Source organism: Pseudomonas sp. ES3-33, from assembly GCF_000952175.1.
Lineage (GTDB): Bacteria > Pseudomonadota > Gammaproteobacteria > Pseudomonadales > Pseudomonadaceae > Aquipseudomonas > Aquipseudomonas gregormendelii.
Genome location: NZ_JZRI01000057.1, coordinates 15,189 through 27,696 on the forward strand (window position 1 = coordinate 15,189; position 12,508 = coordinate 27,696).

The following is a 12,508-nucleotide window of genomic DNA, read 5'->3' on the forward strand; positions in this document are numbered from 1 at the left end:
GTGCCCGCAGATTAAGTCAGTAGGGTTTCATAAAGATGACAGCTCAAAAGATCGCAGCGTGCGCAGGAGATGTGTAGGAGCTGTCGAGTGAAACGAGGCTGCGATCTTTTAAATATCAACTCAACTCAAGCCAGATCGGCGCATGATCCGACGGTTTTTCCATCCCGCGCAATTCATAGTCCACACCCGCATCCTTCACCCGTGGCAACAAGCCATGGGACGCCATGATCAGGTCGATCCGCAGCCCACGCTTGGGTTCATCCTCAAAGCCACGGCTACGGTAATCGAACCAGCTGAAGCGATCAGTCACGTGCGGGTTCAGGTGCCGGAAGCTGTCCACCAGCCCCCAGTTCTTCAACCGCGCCATCCACTCACGCTCTTCCGGCAGGAAGCTGCACTTGCCGGTCTTCAACCAGCGCTTCATGTTGTCCGGCCCGATGCCGATGTCGCAGTCTTCCGGGGAGATGTTGACGTCACCCATGACTACAACCGGCTGCTCATTGCTGAACTGACTTTCCAGCAGTTGCTGCAAGTCATTGTAGAAGCGTTCCTTGGCCGGGAACTTGGTCGGGTGATCGCGGCTTTCACCTTGTGGGAAGTAGCCGTTCATGATCGTCACCGGCACGCCGTTGGCATCAGCGAACTTGCCCCAGATGAATCGGCGCTGGGCGTCTTCGTCATCGGTGGCGAAACCTTTGTGCAGCTCCAGGGGTTCCTGGCGAGAGAGCAGGGCCACACCGTAGTGGCCTTTTTGCCCATGGAAATACACGTGGTAGCCCAGCGCTTGCACGTCGGCCAGCGGGAACTGGTCATCGTGGACCTTGGTTTCCTGCAGCCCGATCACGTCGGGCTGATGCTTCTCAATCAGCGCCGCCAGCTGATGCGGGCGAGCACGCAGCCCGTTGATGTTGAAGGAGACGATCTTCATGGTCGGCAGTCCTGGCGCAAAAGGGCGATGCTAACTGACATGCCTTCGAGGGGCCAGCCGTTGGTGTGTTTTCGGCTGTACTTGTCCATCCCGCGGCTCGCAGGTCGGCGAGCCCCGCGCACACCTGCGATTCACTTGGTCTATACCTTGTTAGACCCTGCGCACCTGCTGTTTTCAAACCAGCAAGGAACTGTGCCGGCACCCAGAGGCTCGTACCAACAAGAGCGCCGCCATTTTGAGCGGTGCCCCGGGGAGATTTGCCGTTATGCCCGAAACCTCGACCGCCATTGCCGATATCCACATGCTCGACAGTGGCTATTCCCGCGAAGCCCGCTCGTTGCTTTACCAGGCCTACCGCCACGAGCCGACGTTCAGCTATCTGTTCGAAGCCGAACGTCCCGGCTACGAGCAGCGAGTGCGCGCCACCGTGCGCGAGCTGGTCAAGCAGCATTTCCTCCAGGACTTGCCCGCCATCGGCCTGCTGGTCAACGACCGCCTGATTGGCATCGCCCTGATCGCGCCGCCGCAACGTCGCCTGGGGATCACCGAAAGTTGGGCATGGCGTTTGCGCATGGTCCTGAGTACCGGGTTTCGCTGCACCCGCCGCTACCTGGAATACCACGATGCGGTCATGGCGTGCGTGCCGTCCGACTCGGTGCACCTGCTGCCCTTGCTGGGTATTCATCCGCAATTTCAGGGCAAGCACTTCGGCGAACAATTGTTACAGGCTGTGCACAACTGGTGCGCCGTCGATGAGCACTCCCAGGGCGTTGTGCTGGACACCGGCAACCCGCGTTACCTGGAATTTTACAAGCGCCAGGGCTATGAGGAGATCGGTGAAGTGGCTATTGGCCCGGTACGTGAGCACGTATTTTTTCACGCCAACCCCCAGGTCCTGCAAACCGCCACCGCATAAAGGACGAACTTTGCGCGCAAACCAGGCTCTATCACGCTCCCAAGCTCGTGATAGCATCCGCGCCTATGAAGTTTCCAGGAAGAATTACCAGTAGCGTGCTGATGCTGATAACCAGCTGCACAGCGCTGGCGCAAAGTGAATTGGATGTGCGGGTCAAACCGTCCAACGATGAACTCAAGGCCAATATAGAGGGCTATATCGGCAGCCTCGGCGATCGTGACGAAGAAGCCTTGTTGCGCTTCAGCCGCGGTGCCGAGGAGCAGGCGCGCAAGGCTGCCCAGGCCCTGGGTTATTACCAGCCGCAGATCGAGACGGACGTGAAGGGCGGCAAGAGTCCACGGCTGATTCTCAACGTCGATCCCGGTGAGCCGATTCACCTGCGCAATGTCACTATTCGAGTCGAAGGACCGGCGGCGTCGCTGAGATCCTTTCGTGTTCCCAAAAGTGCGGCGCTGAAAACCGGCGCAGTGCTCAACCATGGCAATTACGAAGACGCCAAGCGCCTGATCCAGAACCAGGCGTCGCGTTTCGGTTTTTTCAGTGGGCATTTTTCCCGCCAGACTCTGTCGGTCGACCCGAGGGCGGGCGTAGCCGATATCGATCTGGTCTACCAGAGCGGCCCGCGTTACTCCCTGGGCAAGGTCAATTTCGAGGGCGACACGCCATTCGACGAAGATTTGCTCAGGCGCATGGTGCCCTTCAAGGAAGGCGCTCCGTACGACTCCGAGCTGATCGCCGAACTCAATCAGGCGATGCAGTCCAGTGGCTATTTTGAAAGTGTGCGGGTCGATGCAGCCCCCACCGCTTCGACAAACAATGTGATCCCGGTCGACGTCAAGCTCGACACCCGCAAGCCGCGCACCATGGGGCTGGGCCTGGGTTATTCGACCGACGTCGGCCCGCGGGTCAAGGCCAACTGGACGCGTCACTGGGTCAATCCCCAGGGCCACAGCTACGGCTGGGAAACCGAAATATCGGCACCCCGGCAGAACGTCGGGATTTTCTACGACATCCCCCTGGACCCGCCCCTGACGGACAAGCTGCGTTTCGCTGGCGGCTACCAGAGCGAAGAAATCGCCGACAAGGACTCACTCAGCAAGCTGCTGACCATAGGTCCCGAGTGGCACAGCAAGTTGCCCAGCGGTTGGCAGCGCGTGGTGTCGCTGAAGTGGCAGCGCGAGGAATATCGACTCGGCGACGACTCGGGCCTCAGTACCCTGTTGATGCCCGGGGTCAGTTATTCCTATTTGAAAAGCGACAACCGCATCGACCCGCACAACGGCTATCGCCTGCAATTCGAGACCAAGGTGGCCAAGGAGGGATTGGGCTCGGACAACAACCTGCTGTACGGCACGGCGCTGGTCAAAGGCCTGACCACGGTATTCGACAAACACCGCTTCCTTGGCCGGGTCCAGGTTGGCGGTAGCGCCACCAACGGCTATAAGTCGATACCACCGTCGCTGCGGTTCTTCGCCGGTGGTGATCAGAGCGTACGTGGTTACGACTATCAGAGCCTGTCCCCGGAAAACTCCGAGGGCGACCGGATTGGTGGCCGGTACATGGTCACCGCCAGTGCCGAGTACCAATACTCGGTCGCCGAAAAATGGCGGGTGGCGACCTTTGTGGATCAGGGCAACTCCTTTAATAAGCTCGAATTGCCGAACCTCAAGACCGGCGTCGGTATCGGCGTGCGCTGGATCTCGCCAGTGGGGCCGATCCGCCTTGACCTGGCCCACGCGCTGGATGACGAGGGTGGCGTTCGACTGCACTTTTCCATGGGGCCCGAGTTGTGAATCGTGGTTTGAAGATAACGCTGCTGGCCATGCTCGGCCTGTTGCTGCTGATTATTCTGGCTGTCTCCACCGTGCTTGGGACGGCGGCGGGCAGTCGCTGGGCGCTGGGTTTCGTGCCGGGCTTGAGTGTGGACAATTTCCAGGGTCGCCTGGGCGGTCAATGGAGCGCCGATCATCTGGTATGGCAGCAGGACAGCAGCCGGGTTGAGTTGAACAAGGCGATCTTCGCCTGGTCACCCGGTTGCCTGGCCCGCCGGACCCTGTGCATCGAGCAGTTGCAGGCCGAGCAGGTCAGCCTGCAGTTTCCACCGGGCACCGACCAAGACAGCAGCGGGCCAATCAGCCTGCCTGACCTGGACCTGCCGCTGGCCATCGAGCTGGGTGATGTCAAGGTCGGGAGCCTGCTGTTCAACGGCAGCGAAGAGCTCAGGGGCTTGCAACTGGCCGCACACTGGACCGCCCAGGGCTTGAAGATTGACTCGGTCAAGCTGCAGCGCGACGAACTGAGCCTGAATCTGTCCGGCCTGCTGCAACCCAGCGGCAACTGGCCACTGACCGCTGAAGGCCACCTGACGTTGCCCGCGCCTGGCACCGGTCCTTGGGCCCTGGCCCTGAAAATCGACGGAGACCTGCTCAAAACCCTCAACCTCAAGGCCGACAGCAGCGGCTATCTGAACGGGCAGTTGACGGGTGAACTGCAGCCGCTGGTGGAGAACCTGCCGGCCAAGGTGCGCATTACGGCGGACGGCTTCAAGGCCAGCGCCGTTCTTCCGGATACCCTGCAACTCAATCAGCTTGAACTCTCGGGCGCCGGTGACCTGAAAAACGGCTACCAGCTCCTCGGCACGGCTACGCTGCCGGCGGAACAAGGCCCGGTCGCCCTGGCGCTGCAAGGCAAGGTCGACGCTCAGGGCGCGCAGATTGCCGGTCTGGACCTGAGCGCAAACGACAAACAGTACCTCAAACTCACCGGCCAGCTGGACTGGAGCAAAGGCCTGAGCGCCGATGCCAAGATCGACTGGCTGGACTTCCCCTGGCACCGCGTCTATCCGCTGATCGATGAGCCACAAGTGGCATTGCGCAGCTTCAACGGCGAAGTCTCCTACACCGACGGCAAATACCTGGGGCACTTCAAGGCTGCGCTGGATGGCCCGGCCGGTGCCTTCAGCCTGCAGAGCCCGTTCGCAGGCGACCTGACTAAAATCTACCTGCAGCAAATCCAGCTGGAAGCAGGGCAGGGCAAGGCCCAGGGCCACCTGAACCTGCAATTTGCCGATGGCATCGCCTGGGATACCGCGCTGGATCTGTCGGCAATCGATCCGGCGTACTGGGTCGCGGAGCTGCCGGGCACGTTGGCCGGCCCGCTGCGCAGTACTGGCGAGATGAAAAATGACAAGCTCAGCCTCAACGCCGACCTCGACCTCAAGGGCAAGCTGCGTGGTCAACCTGCGGTCATCCAGGCCAAGGCCGATGGCGCCGGCGAGCAATGGAACCTCAGTGCCTTGCAGATTCGCCTGGGCGACAACAGCATCAATGGCAAGGGCAGCCTGCAGCAGAAACTCGCCGGCCAGATCGATATCAAGATGCCGCGTCTGGCGCAGCTGTGGCCACAACTGCGCGGCCAGCTCAATGGCCGGATGGACGTCGCCGGTACACTCAAGGCGCCACAAGGCAAACTCGGCCTGCAAGGCACTCAGCTGGCTTTCCAGGACAATCGTTTGCAAAGCCTGAACCTGGACGCGACCTTGGACAGTGCGCAGCGGGCGAAAATCGATCTCAAGGGCAGCGGCATCCGGGCCGGTGATACCGCGCTGGGCACGCTCACTGCCAGCGGTCAGGGTGACATCAAGAATCAGAAACTCAGCCTTGCCCTGCAAGGGCCGCAGCTCAAGCTCGCCCTCGGTCTGGACGGCGCGCTGGACCAAGGCAACTGGCGCGGACGCCTGGCCACTGGTGATATCCAGGCCGGCGGCCAGGACTGGAGGTTGCAGGGCCCGGCGAAGCTTGAACGCCTGGCCGACGGTAAAATCAACTTCGGCGCCCATTGCTGGCGGTCCGGCCCGGCCAGCCTGTGCGGTGAAGACCAGCGCCTGATGCCCGAGCCCAAGCTGCGCTATCACCTGAAACAATTCCCGATCGAGAGCCTGGCGCAGTGGTTGCCCAAGGACTTCGCCTGGAAAGGCGCGCTTAACGCCGACCTGCAGCTGGATCTGCCCGCCAGCGGTCCGAATGGCCAGATCAGCATCGATGCCAGTGGCGGCACGCTGCGAGTGCGCGACAAGGATCAGTGGCTGGACTTCCCGTACCAGGCCTTGCTGCTCACCAGCAAAATGACCCCCAAGCGCATCGACACCGACCTGAACTTCGTCGGCGGCAAGCTGGGGGAGCTGCGGGTTCAGGCCCAGATCAACCCGCTGCCGGCAAACAAACCCATGAGTGGCACGTTCCGCCTCAATGGCCTGGACTTGTCCGTGGCCCGGCCGTTTGTGCCGATGGTCGAAAAAATCACCGGGCGCCTGAATGGCAGCGGCACGATCGGCGGCACCCTGATGGCGCCTTTGGTTAACGGCAATCTGCTGTTGAGCGATGGCGAAGTGTCCGGACCGCAATTGCCGATCGAACTGCAAGCCCTGCAGCTGCAGGCAGTGATCGCCGGGGAAACCGTGCAGTTGAACGGCGGCTGGAAAAGCGGCAAGACCGGGCAGGGCACGCTCAATGGCAACATCGCCTGGGGCCAGGCACTGGTGGTGGACCTGGCACTCAAGGGCTCGCAGCTTCCGGTGTCCGTCGAACCCTATGCAAAGCTTGAGGTGGCCCCGGACCTGAAAATCTCGATGAAAGGCGATGAGCTGGCGGTCGCCGGCAAAGTGCTGGTGCCCAGAGGGGAAATCACCGTGCGCGAGTTGCCGCCATCGACGGTCAAGGTCTCCGATGACACGGTCATCGTGGGTCAGCAGACCGAGCAAGGCAAGCCGCCACTGGCGATGAAAATGGACATTGATGTGGAGGTGGGCGCCGACAAACTCAGCTTCGCCGGTTTTGGCCTGACGGCCAACCTACAGGGCCACGTGCACATCGGCGACAACATGGACACCCGCGGCGAGCTCTGGCTCAACGACGGTCGTTACCGCGCCTACGGCCAGCGCCTGACCGTGCGCCGGGCCCGTTTGTTGTTTGCCGGGCCGTTGGATCAGCCGTTCCTGGACATCGAGGCCATCCGCCAGACCGATGACGTTATCGCCGGCATTCGCCTGAGTGGCAGCGCCGAACAGCCCACCACGCAGATCTTCTCCGAACCAGCATTGAGCCAGGAGCAGGCCCTGTCCTACCTGGTGCTGGGGCGGCCGCTGAGTACGGATGGCGGCGATAACAACATGCTTGCCCAGGCGGCACTGGGCCTGGGTTTGATGGGCAGTGCCGGGGTGACCAGCGGGTTGGCCAAGAACCTGGGCATTCAGGACTTCCAGCTCGACACCCAGGGCAGTGGCGACCAGACCGCCGTGGTCGCCAGCGGCAATATCTCGGAAAAACTCAGCCTGCGGTATGGGGTTGGGGTGTTCGAGCCGGCCAATACCATTGCGTTGCGTTACAAGCTGAGCAAGAAGGTTTACCTGGAAGCGGCGGGTGGCGTGGCGAGTTCACTGGATATCTTCTACAAGCGCGATTTCTAAGCCGCGTTCCCTCTAAAACCGAGTCGCTGCCTTCGCGGGCAAGCCCGCTCCCACAGGGATCGGATGTCCTGCAGGGATCTCACTTCAAGAGTCACCAATCCCACAGGTGTAACACGGAACCTGTGGGAGCGGGCTTGCCCGCGAAGGCGTCGGTACGGCCACCAATGCCTCCTCCATTTATCACTCAAATACAAAGCATCCTAACTATTACGTTGACATTCGCTGCCTAGGCAGTAACATCTTGTCATACATTCTCTGCCTAGGCAGCTAATCGGTGGCCAGATGAAACACTTCACCCCGGACGACTTCAAGAACTGCCACCTCGGGCTCCTGCTCGGGCGAGCTGCGCTGCTCAAGGACCGGATCATCGACACCCACATGGAACCTCACGGCATTACCGCCGCGCAGTTCAAAGTGTTGATCATCATGGCCCAGTTCGGCGTCGACACCCCGGCCGAACTTTGCCGTCACCTGTCGCTGGACAGCGGTTCCATGACGCGAATGCTCGATCGCCTGGAGCACAAAGGTTTCCTCGCCCGCCAGCGCTCGGAAGCCGACCGTCGTCAAGTGCAGCTGGTACTCACTGCACAAGGCCAGCAGCTGGCTGACCGCCTGCCAGACATCGGCGCGGCAGCCATGAACGAATTGGCTGGCGCCATCACTGAGCAAGAGCTGGCGACCCTGGAACAGATCCTGAAGAAAATTTTAGTCGCGGCGGGTGACTCCATCACCTTGCTGCGGGTAGGTGATAAATGAGCAGTAAACTCTCGCGCACCCGCTTGAGCCTGGTGCTGGTGGCCATGACCCTGGCGGGTTGTGCCAATTACAGTGGCTTGAAAACCGAAGGCGTCAGTCTGGATGCAAAAAGTCTCAAGGCCGGGCAGTCGCTGACCGGCGTCACCTTGTCGCCTGCCGCCTGGCCGAAAAGCGCCTGGTGGACGAGCCTCGGCGACCCGCAACTTGACGGGCTGATCCGCGAAGCCCTGCAAGACAGCCCCGACATGCAGATTGCCGAGGCTCGCGCGCATCAGGCCAGCGCCGCAGCCTACGCCGCCGATGCCGAGCGCATGCCGACGCTCGATGCCAGTGCCGGGGTCAGTCGGTCCCGCCTGGCTCGGGATCAGGACCCGCAGGGGCAGGGCGGGGCGTATTCCACCCTGCGTAACCTCGGTGCCAGTTTCAATTACAACTTCGACCTTTGGGGTGGGCAGCGGGACGCCTGGGAAGCTGCACTGGGCGAGGCCCGTGCCGCCGAAGTCGACCAACAGGCCGCGCAGTTGACCCTGGCCGCCGACGTCGCCCGGGCCTACAGCGATCTGGGCCAGGCCCACATCATCCATGACCTGGCCAGCGAAGACCTCAAGCGTACCCGGCAGATGCTCGACCTGAGCAAGCGCCGCCTGAGTTCGGGTATCGACAGCCAGTATCAGTTCCAGCAGACCGAAAGCCTGGAAGCCAGCTCGCAGGCCAGCCTGATCGATGCTGAAAAACGCCTGAACAGCGCGAAGATCGCCCTGGCGGTGCTGCTCGGCAAGGGCCCGGATCGCGGCAATGAAATCCCCCGGCCCAAAGTCCTCCAGGCCAGCGCCGTGGCACTGCCATCGGTGCTGCCGGCCGAACTGCTCGGTCGCCGGCCGGACCTGATCGCCGCGCGCTGGCGAGTCGAAGCCGCGAGCAAGAACATTGCCGCCGGCAAGACCCGCTTCTACCCCAACCTCAACCTGAGCGCCGCGGCTGGCTTCGAATCGCTGCTGGGGGATGCAATGTTTGGCTCGGCCAGTCGTTTCTTCAACGTCGGGCCGACGATTTCCCTGCCGATTTTCGACGGCGGCCGCCTGCGTGCCGACCTCGATTCCCGCGACGCCGACTATGACCTCGCGGTGGCGCAGTACAACAAAAGCCTGGTCAAGGCACTCGGCGATGTCAGCGACTCGATCAATCAGCTGCGAGATATCGGCCGGCAGATCGGCGCGCAGCAGCACGCCACCGAGATCGCCCGGCAATCCTACGACACCGTGGTCCAGCGCTACGGTTCCGGCATCGGTAACTACCTGGACGTGCTCAGCATCGAGCAGCAATTGCTCCAGGCCCAGCGTCAGCTGGCCAACCTGAATGCCGAGCAGATCGACCTGTCGATCCAACTGATGCAGGCGCTGGGCGGAGGCTTCCAGGGTGACACCCTGGCGGCCGCCACTTCAGCCACGCAGCACAACTAATTCAAGGTAACTGTCATGGCCACTGCCGAAAACACTCAAAAAGCCGCCGATGCTCATCAGGACACCGGCAATCCGCGCAAGCGCAAGATCATGCTGGTGCTTCTGGCCATTGTCGTGATCCTCGCCGGTGCTGGCGTCTGGGCCTATCACGAACTCTACGGGCGCTGGAACGAGAGCACCGACGATGCCTATGTGAACGGCAACGTGGTGGAGATCACTCCGCTGGTTACCGGCACCGTGGTCAGCATCGGTGCCGACGATGGCGACCTGGTGCATGAAGGTCAGGTGCTGATCAATTTCGACCCGAATGACGCCGAAGTCGGGCTGCAAAGTGCCCAGGCCAACCTGGCCCGCACCGTGCGTCAGGTTCGCGGCTTGTACAGCAATGTCGACGGCATGAAAGCCCAGGTCAACGCCCAGCAGGCGGAAGTGCAGAAGGCCCAGGACAACTTCAATCGACGCAAGAACCTGGCAGCCGGCGGGGCGATCTCCCAGGAAGAACTGTCCCACGCCCGCGATGACCTGACCTCGGCGCAAAACGCCCTGGCCAATGCCCGCCAGCAACTCAAAACCACCAGCGCGCTGGTGGATGACACTGTGGTTTCGTCGCACCCGGACGTCATGTCCGCCGCCGCGCAACTACGCCAGGCCTACCTGACCAACGCCCGCAGCACCTTGATCGCTCCGGTTACCGGTTATGTCGCCAAGCGCACGGTGCAATTGGGCCAGCGGGTTCAACCGGGCACCGCGCTGATGGCGGTGATTCCCCTGGATCAACTGTGGATCGACGCCAACTTCAAGGAAACCCAGCTGCGCGACATGCGCATCGGGCAGCCGGTGGACATCGAAGCCGACCTCTATGGCAGTGACGTGAAGTACAGCGGCACCATCGACAGCCTTGGCGCCGGAACCGGCAGCGCGTTCGCCCTGCTGCCGGCGCAGAACGCTACCGGTAACTGGATCAAGATCGTCCAGCGGGTGCCGGTGCGGATTCATATCAACGCCGAAGAGCTGGCCAGGCATCCATTGCGCGTCGGGCTGTCGACCCAGGTCGATGTGAACCTGCATGACCAGAGCGGTCCGGTGCTGGCGCAACAGCCGCCGCAAAAGGCCTCGTTCAGCACCAACGTCTACGACCGTCAGTTGGCCGAAGCCGATGCAATGATCGCCCAACTGATCCACGACAACAGCGCCGCGGCGAGCAAGACCGCGCAACGCTGATTCGCAACCACACAAACCCTGTGGCAGCGGGCTTGCCCGCGCCCAGAGGGTCTGAAGCTCCAAAGGATTTGCGATGAGCAATAACGCCTCTTTCACGCCTCCCAGCCTGTTGCTCAGCACCATCGGCCTGTCGCTGGCGACTTTCATGCAGGTGCTCGATACCACCATTGCCAACGTGGCGCTGCCGACGATCTCCGGCAACCTGGGGGTCAGTTCGGAGCAGGGCACCTGGGTCATCACCTCGTTTGCCGTGAGCAATGCGATCGCCCTGCCGCTGACTGGCTGGCTCAGCCGGCGCTTCGGTGAGGTGAAGCTGTTTCTCTGGGCGACCATCCTGTTCGTGATTGCCTCGTTCCTGTGCGGCATTTCCACCTCGATGCCGGAGCTGATCCTGTTCCGGGTGGTCCAGGGCCTGGTCGCAGGGCCGTTGTACCCGATGACGCAGACGTTACTGATTGCGGTCTATCCACCTGCGAGGCGCGGCATGGCCCTGGCGTTGCTGGCGATGGTCACGGTGGTGGCGCCGATTGCAGGTCCCATCCTCGGCGGCTGGATTACCGACAGCTACAGCTGGCCGTGGATCTTCTTCATCAACGTACCGATCGGTATCTTCGCGGTGATGGTCGTGCGTCAGCAACTGAAGGCGCGCCCGGTGGAAACCAGTCGCCAGCCGATGGATTACGTCGGCCTGATCACCCTGATCATCGGGGTCGGCGCCTTGCAGGTGATCCTCGACAAAGGTAATGACCTGGACTGGTTCGAATCCAACTTCATCATCATCGGCGCGGCCATTTCGGTGATTGCCCTGGCGGTGTTCATCATCTGGGAAATGACCGACCAGCATCCGGTGGTCAACCTGCGCCTGTTTGCCCACCGCAACTTCCGTATCGGCACAATAGTGCTGGTGCTGGGGTATGCCGGGTTCTTCGGGATCAACCTGATCCTGCCGCAGTGGCTGCAAACCCAGATGGGCTATACCGCGACCTGGGCCGGGCTGGCGGTGGCGCCGATCGGTATCCTGCCGGTGATCCTGTCGCCGTTTGTCGGTAAGTACGCGCACAAATTCGACCTGCGCCTGCTGGCCGGCCTGGCGTTCCTGGCGATTGGCCTGAGCTGCTTCATGCGCGCCGGTTTCACCAACGAAGTGGACTTCCAGCACATCGCGCTGGTGCAGTTATTCATGGGCATTGGCGTGGCACTGTTCTTCATGCCAACGCTGAGCATCCTGATGTCAGACCTGCCACCGAGCCAGATCGCCGACGGCGCCGGGCTGGCGACTTTCCTGCGCACCCTGGGCGGCAGCTTTGCGGCATCGCTGACCACCTGGATCTGGATTCGCCGGGCGGATCAACACCACGCCTACATGAGTGAAAGCATCAGCACCTACGAGCCCGCCACCCGTGACGCGCTCAATGCCCTGGGCGGCCCTGGCAACCCGGCCTATGCGCAACTCGATCATGTGCTGACCAGCCAGGCGTACATGCTCTCCACCGTGGATTATTTCACGCTGCTGGGGTGGGGGTTCATGGGGTTGATACTGATCGTGTGGCTGGCCAAACCGCCATTTGCCGCCAAGGCCGGGCCTGCGTCGGCAGGGCATTAATGGTTGTGGCTGTAAAAAGATCGCAGCCTGCGGCAGCTCCTTGTATGTTGACCCAGCACCCAGCGAGAGAGGTCTAAGCTCGTTGGTGCTGACATACAAAGATGTGTTTCTGGGGGAGGCCGATGGCTCCTGAAGGCAGGACTTGCGCCTGACCTTGTCT

8 protein-coding genes are annotated in these 12,508 nt (G+C 61.8%); 7 read left to right on the forward strand and 1 reads right to left on the reverse strand.

What is annotated here, in order from left to right; translation table 11 throughout:
• Positions 1-115 precede the first annotated feature (115 nt).
• Entirely contained in the window at positions 116-928 is an 813-nt protein-coding gene (gene xthA, locus UB23_RS09990; RefSeq protein WP_045059165.1) for an exodeoxyribonuclease III, read from the reverse strand.
• A 265-nt stretch (positions 929-1,193) separates the two neighbouring features.
• On the opposite strand from xthA, the gene UB23_RS09995 reads away from it, so the two are divergent.
• The 7 genes from UB23_RS09995 (at position 1,194) to UB23_RS10025 (ending at position 12,348) form a co-directional block, all read left to right on the forward strand.
• On the forward strand, positions 1,194-1,844 hold the full coding sequence (locus tag UB23_RS09995; RefSeq protein WP_045059166.1) for a GNAT family N-acetyltransferase: 651 nt from the start codon (positions 1,194-1,196) through the stop codon (positions 1,842-1,844).
• A 65-nt stretch (positions 1,845-1,909) separates the two neighbouring features.
• The gene (locus tag UB23_RS10000; RefSeq protein ID WP_045059167.1) at positions 1,910-3,637 is read left to right on the forward strand and encodes an autotransporter assembly complex protein TamA; all 1,728 of its coding nucleotides are present in this window, start codon (positions 1,910-1,912) and stop codon (positions 3,635-3,637) included.
• Positions 3,634-7,308, forward strand: coding sequence for a translocation/assembly module TamB domain-containing protein (locus UB23_RS10005; protein WP_045059168.1), 3,675 nt, complete (start codon positions 3,634-3,636; stop codon positions 7,306-7,308). Before UB23_RS10000 ends, UB23_RS10005 begins: the two co-directional genes overlap by 4 nt.
• 282 nt (positions 7,309-7,590) lie before the next feature.
• The gene (locus UB23_RS10010) at positions 7,591-8,064 is read left to right on the forward strand and encodes a MarR family winged helix-turn-helix transcriptional regulator (RefSeq protein WP_045059169.1); all 474 of its coding nucleotides are present in this window, start codon (positions 7,591-7,593) and stop codon (positions 8,062-8,064) included.
• Positions 8,061-9,524 carry an efflux transporter outer membrane subunit gene (locus UB23_RS10015; protein WP_045059170.1) on the forward strand — a complete coding sequence of 488 codons (1,464 nt, stop codon included), beginning with the start codon at positions 8,061-8,063 and terminating at the stop codon, positions 9,522-9,524. The genes UB23_RS10010 and UB23_RS10015 overlap by 4 nt, the downstream gene beginning before the upstream one ends.
• Positions 9,525-9,539: 15 nt before the next feature.
• Positions 9,540-10,745: an efflux RND transporter periplasmic adaptor subunit gene (locus UB23_RS10020; protein WP_045059171.1), complete on the forward strand. Its 1,206-nt coding sequence runs from the start codon at positions 9,540-9,542 to the stop codon at positions 10,743-10,745.
• 73 nt (positions 10,746-10,818) lie between these two features.
• Positions 10,819-12,348, forward strand: a complete 1,530-nt coding sequence (locus UB23_RS10025) for a DHA2 family efflux MFS transporter permease subunit (RefSeq protein WP_045059172.1) — start codon at positions 10,819-10,821, stop codon at positions 12,346-12,348.
• Positions 12,349-12,508: the final 160 nt, after the last annotated feature.